Source organism: Planomicrobium soli, from assembly GCF_003014655.1.
Taxonomy (GTDB): Bacteria; Bacillota; Bacilli; order Bacillales_A; family Planococcaceae; genus Planococcus; species Planococcus soli_B.
The window spans coordinates 1-19,258 of sequence record NZ_PYAT01000006.1 but is presented as its reverse complement, the minus strand read 5'-3'; the positions used below and the strand labels follow the sequence as shown (position 1 = coordinate 19,258).

The 19,258-nt window shown below is 41.8% G+C and carries 16 protein-coding genes; 6 read left to right on the top strand and 10 right to left on the bottom strand.

The window, feature by feature from the left end; translation table 11 throughout:
• Positions 1 to 57: 57 nt before the first annotated feature.
• From B0H99_RS08995 to rpmH, 10 genes are all read right to left on the bottom strand, one after another.
• Positions 58 to 894, bottom strand: coding sequence for a ParB/RepB/Spo0J family partition protein (locus tag B0H99_RS08995; RefSeq protein ID WP_106533332.1), 837 nt, complete (start codon positions 892 to 894; stop codon positions 58 to 60).
• A complete protein-coding gene (locus tag B0H99_RS08990) occupies positions 887 to 1,648 on the bottom strand; it encodes a ParA family protein (RefSeq protein ID WP_106533547.1) in 762 nt (253 codons plus the stop codon). The genes B0H99_RS08995 and B0H99_RS08990 overlap by 8 nt, the downstream gene beginning before the upstream one ends.
• Positions 1,649 to 1,808: 160 nt before the next feature.
• The gene (gene noc / locus B0H99_RS08985; RefSeq protein ID WP_106533331.1) at positions 1,809 to 2,675 is read right to left on the bottom strand and encodes a nucleoid occlusion protein; all 867 of its coding nucleotides are present in this window, start codon (positions 2,673 to 2,675) and stop codon (positions 1,809 to 1,811) included.
• A 119-nt stretch (positions 2,676 to 2,794) separates the two neighbouring features.
• Positions 2,795 to 3,508: a 16S rRNA (guanine(527)-N(7))-methyltransferase RsmG gene (rsmG, locus tag B0H99_RS08980; RefSeq protein ID WP_106533330.1), complete on the bottom strand. Its 714-nt coding sequence runs from the start codon at positions 3,506 to 3,508 to the stop codon at positions 2,795 to 2,797.
• A gap of 121 nt (positions 3,509 to 3,629) precedes the next feature.
• Complete coding sequence (mnmG, locus tag B0H99_RS08975; RefSeq protein WP_106533329.1) at positions 3,630 to 5,516, bottom strand: tRNA uridine-5-carboxymethylaminomethyl(34) synthesis enzyme MnmG; 1,887 nt, start codon at positions 5,514 to 5,516, stop codon at positions 3,630 to 3,632.
• A gap of 22 nt (positions 5,517 to 5,538) precedes the next feature.
• Entirely contained in the window at positions 5,539 to 6,924 is a 1,386-nt protein-coding gene (gene mnmE, locus B0H99_RS08970; RefSeq protein WP_106533328.1) for a tRNA uridine-5-carboxymethylaminomethyl(34) synthesis GTPase MnmE, read from the bottom strand.
• A 181-nt stretch (positions 6,925 to 7,105) separates the two neighbouring features.
• On the bottom strand, positions 7,106 to 7,834 hold the full coding sequence (jag, locus tag B0H99_RS08965) for an RNA-binding cell elongation regulator Jag/EloR (RefSeq protein ID WP_106533327.1): 729 nt from the start codon (positions 7,832 to 7,834) through the stop codon (positions 7,106 to 7,108).
• Complete coding sequence (yidC, locus tag B0H99_RS08960; RefSeq protein ID WP_106533326.1) at positions 7,831 to 8,670, bottom strand: membrane protein insertase YidC; 840 nt, start codon at positions 8,668 to 8,670, stop codon at positions 7,831 to 7,833. Before yidC ends, jag begins: the two co-directional genes overlap by 4 nt.
• 61 nt (positions 8,671 to 8,731) lie before the next feature.
• The gene (rnpA, locus tag B0H99_RS08955) at positions 8,732 to 9,073 is read right to left on the bottom strand and encodes a ribonuclease P protein component (RefSeq protein ID WP_106533325.1); all 342 of its coding nucleotides are present in this window, start codon (positions 9,071 to 9,073) and stop codon (positions 8,732 to 8,734) included.
• A gap of 81 nt (positions 9,074 to 9,154) precedes the next feature.
• Positions 9,155 to 9,292 (bottom strand): 50S ribosomal protein L34, encoded by a 138-nt coding sequence (gene rpmH / locus B0H99_RS08950; protein WP_106533324.1) that lies wholly within the window; start codon positions 9,290 to 9,292, stop codon positions 9,155 to 9,157.
• Between the two features lie 488 nt (positions 9,293 to 9,780).
• Between rpmH and dnaA the strand changes: the two genes are divergently transcribed.
• The 6 genes from dnaA to gyrA all read left to right on the top strand — a co-directional run bounded on the left by dnaA (position 9,781) and on the right by gyrA (position 18,683).
• Positions 9,781 to 11,127, top strand: a complete 1,347-nt coding sequence (dnaA, locus tag B0H99_RS08945) for a chromosomal replication initiator protein DnaA (protein ID WP_106533323.1) — start codon at positions 9,781 to 9,783, stop codon at positions 11,125 to 11,127.
• A 172-nt stretch (positions 11,128 to 11,299) separates the two neighbouring features.
• Entirely contained in the window at positions 11,300 to 12,436 is a 1,137-nt protein-coding gene (gene dnaN, locus B0H99_RS08940; RefSeq protein WP_106533322.1) for a DNA polymerase III subunit beta, read from the top strand.
• A 106-nt stretch (positions 12,437 to 12,542) separates the two neighbouring features.
• Positions 12,543 to 12,782, top strand: a complete 240-nt coding sequence (gene yaaA / locus B0H99_RS08935; protein ID WP_106533321.1) for a S4 domain-containing protein YaaA — start codon at positions 12,543 to 12,545, stop codon at positions 12,780 to 12,782.
• Entirely contained in the window at positions 12,772 to 13,884 is a 1,113-nt protein-coding gene (recF, locus tag B0H99_RS08930; protein WP_106533320.1) for a DNA replication/repair protein RecF, read from the top strand. The genes yaaA and recF overlap by 11 nt, the downstream gene beginning before the upstream one ends.
• A gap of 260 nt (positions 13,885 to 14,144) precedes the next feature.
• Positions 14,145 to 16,073 (top strand): DNA topoisomerase (ATP-hydrolyzing) subunit B, encoded by a 1,929-nt coding sequence (gene gyrB / locus B0H99_RS08925; RefSeq protein WP_106533319.1) that lies wholly within the window; start codon positions 14,145 to 14,147, stop codon positions 16,071 to 16,073.
• Between the two features lie 30 nt (positions 16,074 to 16,103).
• Positions 16,104 to 18,683 carry a DNA gyrase subunit A gene (gene gyrA / locus B0H99_RS08920; RefSeq protein WP_106533318.1) on the top strand — a complete coding sequence of 860 codons (2,580 nt, stop codon included), beginning with the start codon at positions 16,104 to 16,106 and terminating at the stop codon, positions 18,681 to 18,683.
• Positions 18,684 to 19,258 lie beyond the last annotated feature (575 nt).

Here is a 19,258-nt window from a genome sequence, read left to right as displayed (position 1 = left end):
TACACTTTTCTCTCAAAAACAGAGCCTATTTCCCGGGAGTGCGGAAATAGGCAGTTGTCAATTTAGCAACTCAAGAATCCGTTCTAAGTCTTCTTCTGAGAAAAATTCAATTTCGATTTTCCCTTTATTTTTAGACTTTTTAATTTGGACATTTGTTCCAAAACGGTCTCTTAACTCTGACTGTTTTTCTTCTATAAACAAGTCTTTTTTCTTTTCAATTGTTTCACGTGGAACATCTTCATTTAATCGTTGAACAAGAGTTTCCAATTGGCGGACATTCAAATTGTCTTTAACGACTTTTTCGGCCGTTTCAGAAATAAGTTTTTTATGGCGTAATCCTAGTAATGTACGGCCATGGCCCATTGATAACTTTTTATCTGAAATCAACTGTCGAACATTTTCAGGCAATGCCAGTAGCCGAACATGGTTTGCTATATGCGGCCGGCTTTTTCCTAATCGGAATGCTAACTGCTCTTGCGTCAAATTCAAAGCTTCCATTAGCTTTTGATAAGCTTCCGCTTCTTCGATCGGAGTCAAATCTTCTCGTTGCAGATTTTCCAATATAGCAAGTTCCATCATTTGCTGGTCATTCAAATCTTTGATGATAGCAGGAACTTCTTTCAATTTTGCCAGCTTGGCTGCACGGAACCGTCTTTCCCCTACTACCAGTTCAAAATGTTTTCCTTTTTTGCGGACAACAATCGGCTGCAATATTCCGTGCTCTTTAATCGATTCCGATAGTTCCTGCAAAGCAGCATTGTCAAATATCTTACGGGGCTGGAAAGGGTTTACCCGCAATTGCCCAATGCCGATTTTCGTAACTGCTTCTGTTTGTTGAGTCAATGATTCGCCAGGGAACAACGCGTTGATGCCTTTTCCTAATCCTTTAGCCATTCCGAATCACTTCCCTTGCCAATTCTAAGTAAACTTCTGCGCCTCTGGATTTTGGATCATAAATTATAATAGGTTCCCCATGGCTTGGTGCTTCACTTAGCCGCACATTCCGCGGAATAATTGTCCGGTAGACTTTATCCTGAAAATATTTTTTTACTTCTTCAATTACTTGAAGGCCGAGATTTGTTCGTGCGTCAAGCATTGTCAATAGTACGCCGTCTATCATCAAATCATGATTCAAGTGTTTTTGAACCAATCGAACGGTGCTTAGTAGTTGGCTTAATCCTTCCAACGCATAATATTCACATTGAACCGGAATAATGATGGCGTCTGCTGCGGTCAGCGAGTTAATGGTTAATAAACCCAAAGACGGTGGACAATCTATAATGACATAATCGTACATGCCTTTTACTTCTGATAGAGCATTTTTCAAGCGTACTTCCCGGGAAATTGTGGAAACTAGCTCAATTTCTGCTCCTGCCAAGGAAATTGTAGCAGGTACGACATGCAAATTTTCCACTTTTGTTTCCATAATAGTATCTTTTATATCTACATCATCAATCAATACTTCATAAATGCATTGATTAACGTCGCCTTTATTAACCCCTACCCCACTGGTTGCATTCCCTTGGGGATCGATATCTATTAAGAGAACTTTCTGGCCCAAATAAGCAAGGCAGGCACTCAAGTTCACTGAAGATGTTGTTTTTCCTACGCCGCCTTTTTGATTGGCGATCGCAATTGTTCTACCCACACTTGCACCAACTTTCTTTTTTACTTCTATCATTTTACTGCGGAAGCAGGATTTTTGCTATTTCTAATGGTGTCCATTGTCTATTGTATCAAAATTTTTCTTCTATTATAGTTACATTCCTATTAAAAAAGCTCTTTCCTGTGACGGAAAGAGCTTTTTCTTATTTTTTCTTTGGTATTTTCACAGTGATTTGGTAGTATTCATCGTGTTCTTCTTCCTCAGTTGTCACATCGATTCCACTTCTCGCAACCATATGGAGCGATTCTTTGATCGTATTCATGGCTATTCTCAAATCACGGCTAACTGCTTTGCGTTTTGGTTTTGTTTTTTTCGGTTCTTCAGTTGAAAGTGCTTTTTCTACTTTTTCTTCGAGCTGCTTAACATTTAAATTTTGTTCAACCGTTTCAGCAAATACTTTCATTTGAAGTTCATTGTTTTTTATTTGCAGGAGCGCCCGTGCATGCCGTTCAGTAATGGTCCGGTTCAACAAGGCATTCTGAATTTCTTCCGGTAATTTAAGCAAGCGTAGTTTATTGGCTACAGTCGACTGACCTTTTCCTAATCGCTGTGCAAGCGCTTCTTGCGTAATTTCATGAATTACCAGCAAGTTTTGATAAGCCGTTGCTTCTTCAATAGCTGTCAGTTCTTCGCGCTGGAGGTTTTCAATCAGGGCAATAGAAGCCGTTTCTTTATCACTTAATTCCCGTACAATAGCAGGGACTTCCTCCCAACCAAGAGAACGCATTGCACGAAACCGGCGTTCACCTGCAATAATCTCATAAGAGCCTTCTTTGTTCGATGAACGGACAACAATCGGTTGAATAACCCCATGCATATGAATCGTCCGAGCCAATTCTTCGATTTTCTCTTCATCGAAAACAGTTCGCGGTTGAAACTGGTTTGCAGTTATTTTTTCTATCGGCAGTTTAACAACTTCTTCCGTATGTTCTTTCACAATTTCAGTTGTACTTTCTGTTTCATCTTCTTTATCACTGCCCCCAAAGAAACGGGAAAAAGGACTTTTCAACTTAAGCACCACCCTTTTAAAAGCTTTACAACTAATCTTTTCACTTATTTTATATGCTCATGTAATGTTCCACGTGAAACATTCATGCAGGAATTAAAAGATAGCAAATTAACAAAACATCAAATTATTGGCGTTTTATTTGGAACTCCAGGCTTTCGCGGGTATTTTTTTGGTGTTTCTTTAAACTTCTTAAAAACTTGGATGTAACGCTCGCTTTCTTCGACCGGCAATGTAAAAGAATGAATGCTTTCTTTTTTAACGCCAAGTTTCTGTAACGCTTTCTCTGCATCCTGAAGTTCATCGGAAGCTGATGCTGCTTTCATGGCTGCAAACAGGCCACCCTTTTTCACCAATGGCACGCAAAGTTCTGCAAGGACAGAGAGCCTTGCTACAGCACGGGCTGTCACTAAGTCATAATTTTCGCGATGCTCGGATTGCCCAAAATCTTCTGCTCTTGCATGGACGAAATGAACACCGGACAATTCCAATTTCCCGCTTAAATGTGTTAAAAATTGTATACGCTTGTTTAAAGAATCTACAATCGTCACTTCAATTTCTGGAAAACAAATTTTCAATGGAATGCTTGGAAACCCTGCCCCGGCCCCTACGTCGCATACTTTCATCGGTTTGGTAAAGTCTAAATAAAATGCTGCTGTAATTGAATCATAAAAATGCTTTAAGTAAACAGATGGCTGATCCGTTATAGCAGTAAGGTTCATTTTCTCGTTCCATTCGACCAATTCTTTATAGTAAGTACGGAATTGAGCAAGTTGCTTTTCCGTTAACTGAATTCCTTTTTCGCTGAGGGCGTCTTTGAATTGTTGTTCGTTCAACCGCTTCTTCCTCCCTCTTCATTATAGTTTCTTCTTTAAAACCATGAACATTTTGAAATTGCTTTTCTATGTAAAAATGGGCTGGTGTATGCCAGCCCATTTATTAAGTTTTGCTGCTTATTTAGATAACCTTTGCGATTCTTCCTTGTTCAATATACACCAACAAGATGGAAATGTCAGCAGGATTTACGCCGGAGATCCGGGAAGCCTGTGCGATGGAGAGCGGCCGAACTTCTGCTAGTTTTACCTTCGCTTCTGTCGCTAACCCTGAAATTGCATGGTAATCAATGTTTTCAGGAATCTTTTTGTTTTCCATCTTCTTGAGTTTTTCAACTTGCTGAAGGGATTTTTCAATATATCCCTCGTATTTGATTTGAATTTCCACTTGCTCTTTTACTTCATCTTCAAGTTCTACTTCCGATGCCGTTAGTTGCGCAATCATATCATAAGTCATTTCCGGACGTTTCAACAGATCCGCTCCTCGAATGCCATCTTTCAATTCGCTGCCTCCAGCATCTTTGATCAATTGCTGAACAGTTTCATTCGGTTTGATCATAACGCCTCTTAAGCGTTTGATTTCACTTTCAATGCGCTCTTTTTTAGCAATAAATCGTGCATAGCGGTCTTCATTGATCATGCCAATGTTATAACCGACTTCTGTTAAACGCATGTCTGCATTATCATGGCGCAGCAACAAGCGGTATTCGGCGCGGGACGTCAACAAGCGGTAAGGCTCATTTGTCCCTTTCGTTACCAAATCATCGATCAGTACACCTATATAAGCATCCGAACGGCTCAGAATTACTTCTTCTTTGCCCAGTACTTTTGCTGCTGCATTGATTCCCGCCATCAAGCCTTGCCCTGCAGCTTCCTCGTAACCGGAAGTTCCGTTAATTTGGCCCGCTGTGTAAAGATTTTCAACTTGTTTTGACTCAAGTGTCGGCCATAATTGCGTAGGAACAATTGCATCATATTCAATTGCATAGCCTGCACGCATCATTTCTGCCTTCTCAAGCCCTGGAATCGATTCCAGCAATTGGCGCTGTACGTGTTCCGGAAGGCTGGTTGAAAGGCCTTGTACGTAAACCTCACGCGTATTACGGCCTTCTGGCTCCAGGAAAATCTGGTGGCGCGGCTTGTCATTGAAGCGCACTACTTTATCTTCGATTGAAGGGCAGTAGCGTGGTCCTGTTCCTTTGATCATGCCTGAATACATCGGCGACAAGTGCAAGTTATCATCGATAATTTGATGCGTTTTTTCGTTCGTGTACGTCAGCCAGCATGGCAACTGGTCCATGATGAATTCTGTTGTTTCAAAGCTGAATGCACGTGGCTCATCATCACCTGGCTGGATTTCGGTTTTGCTGTAATCAATTGAATTGCTATTGACGCGCGGTGGCGTTCCAGTTTTGAAACGCACTGTTTCAAAACCAAGCTCTTCTAAGTTTTCAGCCAGTTTAATGGATGGCTGCTGGTTATTCGGTCCGCTTGAATAGCGAAGGTCGCCAATAATGATTTCGCCGCGAAGAAACGTTCCTGTCGTAATAACAACAGATTTCGCACGGTAAATTCCGCCGACTTGAGTAAGCAATCCGGTAACTTTACCTTCTTCAACGACTAATTTTTCAGCGATCCCTTGATGAAGTGTTAAGTTCGGCTGTTCTTCCATCAGGCGTTTCATTTCCTGCTGGTAAAGCACTTTATCAGCTTGAGCGCGAAGTGCGCGTACTGCTGGCCCTTTTGCTGTATTCAACATTCTCATTTGAATATGTGTTTTATCGATAACGCGTCCCATGGCTCCGCCAAGTGCGTCAATTTCGCGTACTACAATGCCTTTTGCTGGTCCGCCCACTGACGGGTTGCAAGGCATAAATGCAATCATATCCAGATTCATCGTTAAAACGAGTGTTTTTGCGCCCATTCGCGCTGAGGCTAGAGCAGCTTCTACTCCAGCATGTCCAGCGCCTATAACGATGACATCGAACGTGCCTGCTTCGTATTGTGGCATGTTCGTTCATTCCCTTCGAGTTTTATTTCCCTAGGCAGAACTGAGAAAATAATTGGTTCAATAAACCATCATCAGCGGTATCTCCGATGATTTCGCCAAGTATTTCCCATGTTCGAGTAACATCTATTTGAATCATATCGACCGGCACATCCATTTCCGCTGCTTCTATCGCATCAGAGATGGTTTGGTGCGCTTGGTGCAGGAGTGAGATGTGACGTGCGTTTGAAACGTACGTCATATCCCCTGCTTCGATTTCCCCTTCAAAAAACAATTCGGCAATCGACTCTTCAAGCTGGTCAATGCCTTCTTCTTCGATCAAAGAAGTGGTAACAAGCCGTTTGTTTCCGGCCAGTTTTTTTACTTGATCAAGATCGATCTGCTTTGGCAAATCGGTTTTATTGATGACCACAATATAATTCATATCCTGAACCGCCTGGAATAACAGCTCGTCTTCTGCTGTCAGCGCTTCAGAATAATTTAGTACGTAGAGGATTAAATCCGCTTCTTTTAACACTTTTCGTGAACGTTCAACCCCAATCCGTTCAACAATATCTTCTGTTTCACGGATTCCGGCAGTATCCACTAAACGCAGCGGCACACCACGGACATTGACGTATTCTTCTATTATATCACGGGTCGTTCCCGCTATTTCTGTAACAATAGCTTTATTTTCTTGTACTAAACTATTTAATAGAGAAGATTTTCCGACATTTGGCCGCCCAATGATAACCGTTGAAAGCCCTTCTCTTAAAATTTTTCCTTGAGAAGACGTCTGGAGCAGCCGTTCGATTTCAGAACGCACCCACATTGATTTTTCGAGCATAATGGGGCGCGTCATTTCTTCCACATCATCATATTCGGGGTAATCAATGTTTACTTCCATCTGCGCAATCGACTCTAACAAAGCTTGGCGCAGCGTACCAATCAATTTTGATAACCGGCCTTCCATTTGGCCAAGTGCGACATCCATCGCCCGGTCAGTTTTGGCACGGATCAAATCCATGACCGCTTCTGCTTGGGACAAATCAATACGGCCATTCAAAAATGCCCGTTTCGTAAATTCTCCTGGCTCTGCAAGTCTTGCACCGGCACGCAGCACAAGTGAAAGCACACGGTTTACGGACACAATCCCTCCGTGACAATTTATTTCAATCACGTCTTCACGTGTAAAAGTCTTTGGAGCTTTCATAAACGACACCATTACTTCCTCTACTACTTCCTCCGTCCACGGATCCTGCAAATGTCCATAATGAATCGTGTGCGTTGCTTGAGAAGCTAAATTCTTCCCGCTTGGCGCACGAAATACTTTGTCCGCAATCCCGATCGCCTGTGGACCGCTCAAACGGACGATTGCTATGGCACCTTCACCGCTTGGTGTGGATATCGCAGCAATTGTATCGAATTCCATGATGTTTCCTCCTTGATAAAAGTTGTCCACATGTGGACAACTGATAAATGCCCGTGGCTTTCTAACGTATTACATTAGCATAAATGTGGAAAAACCGAAAGACAAACAAATTCGTTTCTTGTGACTTTTTTTTGAATCCCATAAAAAAAAGACCTGCGCTTTGCGCAAGTCGCTTTTTTCATTATTTTAACGGTTCGATAACGAGGTAACGATTCGGATCTTTTCCTTCTGAATACGTTTCAATATCGAGCCGCCGAGACAAAGCTTGATGAATCACTTTCCGTTCATACGAGGGCATCGGTTCAAACTGCACTCGGCCGCCAGTCCGGATAGCTTTGTCTGCCATTCGGTCAGCCAGCTGTTCCAACGTTTCTTGCCGGCGCTCCCGATAATTTTCGGCATCCAATTCAATTATTATAAACTGACTAGAGTATTTGTTCGCTATTAATTGAGCCAATTGTTGAAGGGAATTTAAGGTTTGCCCCCGTTTGCCGATCAGCATGGCCACTTTTTCGCTTTCCAAATACAAGCTGACGTTTTTGCCTTTTTGTTGATGAGTAACTTTCAAATCATTGATTTTCATGCCCTGGGCAATCGACTGGATATAGTCTTTTGTCTCTTGAATGGCCTTTTCTCTAGTATCGGCAGGCGCATCTTCTATTGAATCTTGTACAGTTTGTGTTTCAGCAGAACTTACCGCCATTTCTGGCTGTTTTTCAACAGCTTGAGGCTCTTCTTGAAAATTTACCGTTACTTCTACTTCAGCTTCTTTTGAACCAAATCCGAAAAAGCCTTTTTTTTCTGTTTGAATCACATTTACGGTTACTTCTTCTCGTGTAACTTGGAGTTTTTCTAATGCTGCAGATATCGCGCTTTCAACAGTTGTACCCGTTTGCGTGATCTGTTTCACTTTTTAACCCCTCCTGCTTTTGTTTTAACAGGTTTCCCTGATTTTACTTGTACAGGCTGTTTTCTTACAGGTTGTTTTTGTACTGGTTCTGCTGTTACTACTTCTTTCTTCTCCCACGGACGGTAAATTGCCAAATTCTGTAAGAGAGAAACAATATTTCCTACTACCCAGTAAAGCGTGAGTGCTGCTGGCAAAACTACACCAAAACCAATAATCATAATTGGCATGAAATACATCATAACTTTCATTTGCGGATTGTCCATTGCCGGACCTGTATACAAAACGATAAATTGCATAATACCGGCAATAATTGCCAAGATGATGCTTGCTTCAGCAAGCGGGAAAATAAGAAATGAACCAAGGTCAATTGAAGGCGTATTGTTCATCCGGCTGATTGCATGATAGAAACCGATCAAAATCGGCATTTGAATCAATACTGGTAGACATCCGGCCATCGGATTGACGCCTTTTTCTTTAAAAAGGGCCATCATTTCCTGTTGGTATTTCTGCTGAGTTACTGCATCTTTGGATGGATACTTTTCTTTTAACGCCTTTAGAGCGGGTTGAGCTTGTTGCATGCTTTTTGAACTGCGGGCCTGCTTGATCATTAATGGCAGCAATACTAAACGAATAACGATCGTTACAGCGATAATTGCAAAACCATATGTGCCAAGAAGCTCTTTAAAGTACGTAATCGTAGCCACAAGCGGCCAAACGATAAATTCATTCCAGAATCCTTCACTTGATTCACTGATCGGCTGGTTGTATTCGGTACAGCCGCTCAGCAACAATGCTACTGCTGCTAATGAAACGAGCAATAATAATCGCTTATTCAACCTTCTTCCCCCAAACTTCTTTTCAGTTACTTCTATACTAACACTCTCTCTTTAATGCTTGCTACTTCTTTGGCAAAGCACGCGCAATTTTTAATACGTGCTCTAAACTTTTCTTGCTTTCATGGAAATCCAAGTTGGCCGCCTGTTGCCGGGCGATAATAACGTAATCTGCATTCGGAAGCAAATCCTGTCCAAGTTCCAGAAAAATTTGCCGTATGTACCGTTTAATGCGATTTCGCGTAACTGCGTTTCCTACTTTTTTGCTGACGGACAAGCCGATCCGGAACTCTGGCTGATCGCTTTTCAAGACATATACGATAAACTGCCGGTTGGCAAAAGACTTTCCTTTTTTGAAGACGGTCTGAAATTCTTTATTCTTTTTAATCCGTTGGCTTTTGTTCATTTCTTCACCTGCTTATTTTTGATTCATTTTCGCTGAAATGCAGCAGAAAAGAAAAAAAGACCACTGATGCGGTCAGTGGACTTAAGCTGATAATACTTTTCTTCCTTTACGACGGCGTGCTGCTAGAACTCTGCGTCCGTTTTTAGTGCTCATACGTGCTCTGAAGCCGTGTACTTTGCTGTGCTTACGTTTATTTGGTTGGTATGTGCGCAATGTCATATATGACACCTCCTAATATATGAGTTAACTATTTCTAAAAGACAGTCTCGACTATTATATAGGGGACAAGCAGTGAATGTCAATATCTTATTACAGCTCTTCCTGATCCTTCTCTTTTTCTTGACCACCTAGTTATCCACAATCCTTCCAGAAATTTTGTTTTTGATTTGTTGAGCTTTTTTGCCGAGAAAAAATTATCCACACCTCTTATCTACAAGTTTGTCACATACAAACCCCCTGTGGACAGTCTCAGTGTGCGCAATTCCCGGAATGTGGATAAGTTTAAGAACTGCTTGTAATGTCTCGGAATTTTTGATAACATAGACTTGTTTTCACTTGTGCATAATTTTATCCCCAAATAACTTATCCACAATATGTGCATAAGGTGTGGACAGTTATTCCCAAGACTGTTTACAAATGTTATCCACAAGCTGTGGTTTTGTGTATGGTATACTTAAAAAATATTTACATATAAAGGAGAAGAGCTATTGGAACACTTAGACGAACTATGGTCGAGTGTCTTAGCAGAAGTTGAAACTAAAATCTCCAAACCAAGTTTTGAAACCTGGTTAAAGTCAACAAAACTTTTATCTTACAAAGGCGATACAGTTACAATTTCAGCTCCTAATTCATTTGCACGTGATTGGTTGGAAAACCATTACGTGCATTTAATTACTGGAATTCTTTCAGATTCGACCGGTGACGATCTGCGGATAAAATTTGTTGTGCCCAAAGATCAAGATATGGACGATTTTCAACTTCCAGCCCCTCGTATCAAGCCAGGACAAGATGAGCATCAGGAGTTTTTGCCAGGAATGCTGAACCCGAAATATACGTTTGATACGTTTGTTATCGGATCCGGCAACCGTTTTGCCCACGCTGCTTCGCTTGCTGTGGCCGAAGCTCCGGCAAAAGCATATAATCCGCTGTTTATCTATGGTGGGGTAGGATTAGGTAAGACACATTTAATGCATGCAATCGGACATTATGTCCTTGAACACAATCCGGATGCTAAAGTGGTTTATTTATCATCGGAAAAGTTCACTAACGAATTTATTAACTCGATCCGTGATAACCAAACCGTTGACTTTCGCAATAAATACCGCAGCGTCGACATTTTGTTGATCGATGATATTCAATTTTTGGCTGGAAAAGAACAAACGCAAGAGGAATTTTTCCATACGTTTAATACGCTGCATGAAGAATCCAAGCAGATTATTATTTCAAGCGACCGGCCGCCAAAAGAGATTCCTACACTGGAAGATCGTTTAAGATCCCGCTTTGAGTGGGGTTTAATTACGGATATTACACCACCGGACTTGGAAACGCGGATTGCCATTTTGCGTAAAAAGGCGAAAGCGGACGGTTTGGATATCCCGAATGATGTTATGACGTACATTGCCAATTCCATCGATTCCAACATTCGTGAATTAGAAGGCGCGTTGATTCGTGTGGTTGCCTATTCTTCGCTAATCAATCGAGATATGAGCGCAGAACTTGCTGCCGAAGCTCTAAAGGACATCATGCCTAATTCGAAGCCAAAAGTAATTACGATTTTGGATATCCAGCACGCTGTTGGGGAGCAGTTCCGTGTAAAATTGGAGGACTTCAAAACAAAACGCCGGACCAAGGATATCGCATATCCACGCCAAGTGGCCATGTATTTATCGCGGGAAATGACGGATTTTTCATTGCCTAAAATTGGCGAAGAATTCGGCGGACGTGATCATACGACCGTAATCCATGCTCATGAAAAAATTTCAAAAATGTTAAAAGACAACCATCAGCTCCAGCAAGACGTCAAAGACATTCGAAATTCATTAAGCAAGCTGTAACGGCTTGTGGATAACCACTATTTTTTCAAAGCAGTTTATGCACACTTTATCTACATGTGGATAAGCTGCTTTTATTAGTCAATTTAGGGGTTATCCACATATTCACAGCCCCTACTACTATTACTGTTTTTAAGTTCTTAAAATAAAATATATATATAAGCGAGGTTCAATAATGAAATTTGAGATAATGCGCGAACGATTAGTCGAAGGTTTGAATGATGTAATGAAAGCTGTCAGTTCAAAAACAACGATTCCGATTTTGACTGGGATCAAAATGGACGTATCAGCAGAAGGCATGCGTTTAACAGGAAGCGACTCAGATATCACGATTCAAACATTTATTCCAGCTGAAGAGGATGGAAAACAAATTATCCGTGTAATTGAAGGAGGAAGCATTGTCCTTCAAGCAAAAGTATTTGGAGAAATCATCCGTAAACTGCCGACCAATGAAGTTGAAATCGAAATTACAGGGAATTTTCAAACGCATATCCGTTCTGGTAAATCCGAATTCCATTTGATTGGTTTAGATGCAATGGATTATCCACAATTGCCGGATATTCAGGACGATCGCTTGTTTACAATTCCAGCTGATCTGTTAAAAACGATTATTCGCGAAACAGTTTTTGCAGTCTCAAGCTCTGAAACTCGTCCTGTACTGACAGGTGTGCATTGGGAGGTAAAAGACGGGGAATTGGTTTGCGTAGCGACAGATAGCCACCGATTGGCTCGCCGCAAAACAAAACTTGAGACATTGCCGGAAGGGGAATACAGCGTTGTAATTCCTGGCAAGAGCTTAACGGAGCTGAATAAAATTTTGGATGACAACTCTGAAGCTGTGGAAATCGTCATGACGAACCAGCAAGTGTTGTTCAAATCAAAACATATCCTATTTTTCTCCCGTCTATTAGAAGGCAACTATCCGGACACATCCCGATTGATTCCTTCTGAACATAAAACAACAGTAACCGTTAACGGCCGTTCACTTTTGCAGGCAATTGACCGTGCATCGCTGCTCGCTCGCGAAGAACGCAATAATGTTGTCCGTTTTTCTGCTACTTCAGGCAGTGATGTGGAAGTTTCTTCAAATTCACCAGAGGTAGGAAAAGTAGAAGAGCAGCTTCAAGCGCAAAGCATTGAAGGTGAAGAACTGAAAATTTCATTTAGCGCCAAATTTATGATGGATGCTCTAAAAGCGATTGACGGGCAAGACGTCGTTATTCAATTCACAGGAGCGATGCGTCCGTTCATTTTAAAATCGGCGTTGGACGATTCTATCTTGCAACTTATTCTTCCTGTCCGAACATATTAAAATCGACCATCACCCTCAGGATAGCCATATAGGCTATCCTTTTTACTTTTTAGCTTAAATAGAGTAAAATAAAGGGATAGACTACAAATTGAAGGATGAGTGCATTTTGAAGGAAATTGGGATTGAAACAGAATTTATTACTCTTGGTCAATTATTGAAAATGACGGACACAATTAGCTCTGGCGGTATGGCAAAATGGTTTTTAAGTGAACATGAAGTTTTTGTTAATGGTGAATTGGAAGATCGTAGAGGCCGCAAGCTTCGCCCGGAAGACAAAGTAATCATTCCTGAGGTCGGTGAATTCCTTATTGTTGTTGCCGAAGGCATGAGCTTCAATGCGGATTGACCGTCTTGAGTTATTAAACTATAGAAACTACGAATCGCTTGATTTGGCATTTTCACCCGAAATCAATGTCTTTATTGGTGAAAATGCTCAAGGTAAAACTAACATTATGGAATCTTTATATGTTTTATCTATGGCAAAATCTCATCGGGCCTCCAATGACAAAGAATTGATACGTTGGGAAACAGACTATGGTAAAATTAAGGCTGATGTTTACCGTAAGTACGGGAAACTGCCACTTGAAATAACGCTGTCAAAAAAAGGGAAAAGTGCAAAAGTCAATCATTTGGAGCAACGGCGTCTCAGCGATTATATTGGCCAATTGAATGTGGTCATGTTTGCTCCTGAAGATTTGAATTTGGTTAAAGGGAGCCCGCAAGTGCGTCGGCGGTTTATCGATATGGAAATTGGCCAAATTTCGCCTTTGTATTTGCATGATTTACTGACGTATCAAAAACTTTTAAAGCAGCGAAATCATATATTGAAACAAAATTACGGAAAAAAAATAGTAGACGACGTGATGTTTGACGTCTATACAGAGCAATTTATAGAAGCTGCAGTGAAAATCATTCGAAAACGATATCAGTTTATGGATCTTCTGCAAAAGTGGGCTGAACCTATCCATCAAGGAATTTCCCGAGGGCTGGAACAACTTCAAATCCGCTATCAACCAATCAGCGGTTTACAGCCCGAGTGGACGTCAAAAGAAATGGCGTCTTTTTTAGAGCAGAAATTAGCTGAAGTACGAAAACGGGAATTAGAGCGTGGTTTGACACTTGTCGGTCCTCACCGGGACGAATTGCAGTTTTTTGTCAACGGCTATGACGTTCAGACCTACGGTTCGCAAGGGCAGCAACGGACAACCGCTTTGTCATTAAAACTCGCAGAAATTGAACTGATCAAGCAAGAAGTAGGAGAAGCGCCGGTTTTACTTTTAGACGATGTATTGTCTGAACTTGATGATTATCGCCAATCCCATTTGTTGAATACGATCAAAGGATCGGTCCAGACATTTGTGACGACAACTAGTGTTGAAGGAATTCAGCATGAGACGATCCAAAGCGCACGCCTTTTTGAAGTATCTCAAGGTACTGTCAAGGAGTGAGGGCCTTTGTTCGTGCAAATAGGTAAAGCATAGAATCCATATAGACGAAACTATCGCCGTCATTCGTTATGAAAAAAATGCCGGCTGCTTTTGTGCGGCTCTTGATACTTATAAATAAGGATAAAGCAGTTATCTTCACTCTTGATTTTGGTTACGTTTTTCTTTATCAAACTCAAGCCATTGTAAAAAAGAGAAAAAACCAACGATTGTAATCGAGCAAGAAGAAATAGAAACGTTTTGAGGAAGAGCAGGTGAATGGAATGGCAATGGAAGAAAAAGATCTTCAGCAATCATACGACGCAAACCAGATTCAAGTTCTTGAAGGACTGGAAGCTGTTCGTAAAAGACCCGGAATGTACATCGGTTCAACAAGTTCAAAAGGGCTTCACCATTTGGTTTGGGAAATTGTTGATAACAGTATCGACGAAGCGCTTGCCGGCTATTGCGATGAAATCAAAATAACCATTGAAAAAGATGACTGGATCCGAGTAGAAGATAACGGCCGAGGCATTCCAGTCGGGATGCAGGAAAAAATGGGGCGCCCAGCTGTAGAAGTTATTATGACGGTTCTTCATGCCGGCGGTAAATTTGGCGGCGGCGGATATAAAGTATCCGGAGGGCTTCATGGCGTAGGGGCATCCGTAGTAAATGCCTTATCGGAAGTTACGGAAGTTTACGTTAACCGTGATCAAAAAAGGCATTACATTAAATTTGAACGCGGTGCAGTAGTAGAGGAATTGCGCGTTATCGGCGAATCTGAACAAACAGGTACAACGATTCGATTTAAGGCAGATGGAGAAATTTTCCAGGAAACAACGGTTTATGAATATGATATTTTGGCGCATCGCTTGCGCGAACTGGCATATTTGAACCGTGGTTTAAGAATTGTCGTAAAAGACGAACGTGAAGGTAAAGAAAAAGAAAATGTTTATCATTACGAGGGCGGGATCAAGTCTTACGTTGAACATTTGAATAAATCAAAAGATCCGCTTCATGAAGAGCCGATTTACGTAGAATCTGAAAAAGAAGGCATTTCTGTCGAAGTAGCTATGCAATATAATGGCGGCTATGCGGCAAATATCTTTTCATTCGCTAATAACATCAATACGCATGAAGGCGGAACGCATGAATCCGGCTTTAAAACTGCCTTAACTCGTGTTATCAACGATTATGGCCGTAAAAATGGCATGTTGAAAGACCAGGAAGCGAATTTAACCGGTGATGATGTTCGTGAAGGATTAACGGCCATTATTTCAGTTAAACACCCGGATCCACAATTTGAAGGGCAAACTAAAACAAAACTTGGCAACACAGAAGTCAGCACCATTGTAAACAATTTGTTTTCTGCAGGTTTTGAGCGTTTCCTTCTAGAAAACCCATCAGTATCACGGAAAATCGTGGAAAAAGGCATCATGGCTTCCCATGCGCGAATGGCTGCGAAAAAAGCCCGTGAATTTACTCGCCGGAAATCGGTTCTGGAAGTTTCAAGCTTGCCAGGGAAATTGGCGGATTGTTCTTCACGTGATCCGAAAATCAGTGAGATTTATATTGTTGAGGGTGATTCTGCAGGCGGTTCAGCGAAATCAGGACGTGATCGTCATTTCCAAGCGATTTTACCGCTTCGCGGAAAAATCCTCAATGTAGAAAAAGCCCGTTTGGATAAAATTCTTTCAAACGCCGAAATCCGTGCGATCATTACGGCACTTGGAACCGGAATTGGTGAAGAATTCACATTAGAAAAAGCCCGTTATCACAAAGTGGTTATCATGACAGATGCGGACGTCGATGGAGCGCACATCCGTACCCTGCTGCTAACATTCTTTTTCCGCTACATGCGCCCATTGATTGAGGCAGGCTACATTTATATCGCTCAACCGCCGTTATTCCAGATCAAACAAGGAAAGCACGTAGAATATGTTTACACAGATGCTCAATTAAAAGATGCACTTGGAAAATTATCAAGTAACCCGAAACCGAACATTCAACGTTATAAAGGGCTTGGCGAGATGAACGCTACCCAGCTATGGGATACCACAATGGATCCAGACGTTCGTACGTTGCTCCAAGTAACCCTTGAGGACGCTATGACGGCAGACGAAACATTCCATATGCTAATGGGCGACGATGTTGAACCACGCCGCAACTTCATTGAAGAAAACGCACGTTATGTTAAAAACTTAGATGTTTAAAACATTATAAGTTGAGAGGAGGCTGCACAGATGGCGGAAAGGCCAAGCAGCGGAGTAGAAGAAATAAATATCAGCACAGAGATGCGTACGTCGTTTTTGGATTATGCAATGAGCGTAATCGTATCTCGTGCGTTGCCGGATGTCCGGGACGGGCTAAAACCTGTCCATCGGCGCATTCTTTATGCAATGCATGATCTAGGAATCACTTCAGATAAAGCTTATAAAAAGTCAGCGCGTATTGTTGGGGACGTTATTGGTAAATACCATCCCCACGGCGACAGCGCGGTTTATGAAACAATGGTGCGGATGGCACAAGACTTCAGTTACCGCTACATGCTTGTTGACGGCCACGGAAATTTTGGATCGGTAGATGGCGATGCTGCAGCTGCCATGCGTTATACCGAATCAAGAATGTCGAAAATTTCCATGGAGATATTGCGAGATATCAATAAGAATACAATCGATTATAAAGAAAACTACGATGGACAAGAAAAAGAACCGATTGTTTTGCCTAGCCGTTTCCCGAATTTATTGGTTAATGGGACATCTGGTATTGCGGTAGGGATGGCAACGAACATTCCTCCTCATCATCTTGGCGAAACGATTGACGGAGTTTTGGCATTGGCTGAAAATCCGGCGATTACAACAGAAGAACTGATGGAATTTATCTCAGGCCCAGATTTCCCGACAGGCGGGATCATTTTAGGCCGGAGCGGTATCCGTCGTGCTTATGAAACTGGAAAAGGATCGATTATGGTCCGTTCAGTAGCTGAAATTGAGACAAAACCGAACGGCAAAGAAGTTATTATTGTTAATGAACTTCCTTACCAAGTAAACAAGGCGCGGTTGATTGAAAAAATTGCGGAACTGGTTCGCGATAAGAAAATTGATGGCATTACCGATCTGCGTGATGAGTCTGACCGCAACGGTATGCGAATTGTCATCGAAGTAAGAAGAGATGCCAGTGCAAATGTCTTGTTGAATAATTTATACAAGCAAACAGCTTTGCAAACAAGCTTTGGCATTAACATGTTGGCGCTTGTGGACGGGCATCCAAAAGTTTTAGGCTTGAAAGAAGTTCTATTCCATTATTTAGAACATCAAAAAGTGGTAATCCGTCGTCGGACACAGTTCGATCTAACAAAAGCTGAAGACCGTGCGCATATCTTAGAAGGATTACGAATTGCACTCGATCATATTGATGCCATTATTGCTTTGATCCGCGGTTCTCAAACAACTGAAGAAGCGCGCAACGGCTTAATGAGCAATTTCAACTTATCTGAACGCCAATCACAAGCAATCTTGGATATGCGCCTTCAACGCTTAACAGGCTTAGAGCGCGATAAGATTGAAGAAGAATACCAAGGATTGGTGAAAACTATTGAAGAGCTTCGTGAAATTTTGGCGAACGAGTATCGAATCGTCGAGATTATCCGCGAAGAATTAACGGAAATCAAAGAGCGCTTTAGTGACGACCGCAGAACGGAAATCACAACTGGCGGAACAGAAATGTTCGAAGATGAAGATTTGATTCCGCGGGAAGCTTCCGTATTGACGTTGACTCACAACGGCTATATCAAGAGAATGCCAGCCAACACTTTCCGCAGCCAAAATCGCGGTGGACGCGGTGTACAAGGAATGGGCACGAACGAAGATGATTTTGTTGAACACCTGTTATATACGTCTACCCATGATACGATTCTGTTCTTTACGAACAAAGGAAAAGTCTATCGCAAAAAGGGTTATCATATTCCTGAGTACGGACGGACTGCCAAAGGTTTGCCTTTAGTCAACTTGCTAGAAATCGGGAAAGATGAAAAAGTGACCGCTGTGATTCGCGTGAAAGAGTTCAAGGAAGACGCATTCTTCTTCTTTACTACACGCGAAGGCGTCAGCAAGCGTACTCCTCTTGCAAGCTACGCCAACATCCGGCAGAACGGATTGATTGCCATTAGTTTGAGGGAAGAAGACGAACTGATCTCTGTTAAGCTAACAGACGGCACGAAGGAAATGGTCATTGGAACAAGAGACGGAGCGTTGATCCGTTTCCCTGAAACCGATATTCGCGAGATGGGCCGAACAGCAAGCGGGGTCCGGGGCATTCGCTTACGTGAAGGCGACCAAGTGGTGGGTATGGAAATTTTAGATCCGGCAGATAATGTGTTGGTCATTACGGAAAAAGGTTACGGGAAACAGACGAAAGAATCGGAATACCGAGTCCAAACAAGAGGCGGTATGGGAATTAAAACTTGCCAAATTACTGACAAGAACGGTCCGCTTGTCGCGGTGCGGACAGTGAGCGGCACTGAGGATATCATGCTCATTACCGTAAATGGTATTTTAATTCGCATGGATGTAAACGACATTTCTACAACCGGAAGAAGCACGCAAGGTGTTCGCCTGATTAAGCTGGGAGAAGATGAAGTCGTTGCAACCGTTGCTAAAGTGAAAAAAGATCTTGATCTTCCAGATGAAACATTAGAAGCTGATGAAGCTATCGAAGACACGCTGATTGAAGAAAGTGCAGAAGCAGATGTTTACGAAGAAGATGAAATTGTCGCTAATGAAACTGTAGATCATGTAGAAGAAGATCCTGAAACCGAAGAATAAGTTTAAAACCTCGCTTGAAGTTGAGCGAGGTTTTTTATTTTTAGGGGACTTATAGAGATTATTCTACTATATGAAAGTAATCTTTTAGAGACGGTTCTTGTAGTAGAGTTGCTCTTAACACTTTCAAAAGATATTCTTATCAAACCTATTGACTTTCGTTAAAATTCTTGTTATATTATTATCCGTCCCTAAAATGACTGGCTATTGCAAGAAAAAATGTAGTTGACAGAGACATAGGAACGATATATACTAATAAAGTTGCCAACAAAACAACGGTATGGAAATCATGAAGAATTGAAATTTGTGGTTGACAGGAAGTTGCAGAAAAAGGTATACTAATAAAGTTGTCACTTAAGAAAACGCCAAACATGAACCTTGAAAACTGAACAGCAAAACGTCAACAAACGTTTATTGACGCGTTCCGAACGCGGCAATAAAATTTCTGCGACGGTTGCCCTTTGGGCAATCGGAGCAAACATTTACTGATCAGCTTCGGCAGATCAAGCGATTCGCGCGTCCTTCGGGGCGGCGAGCGCCAGCATGAGCAATCAAGCTTCTATAATGGAGAGTTTGAT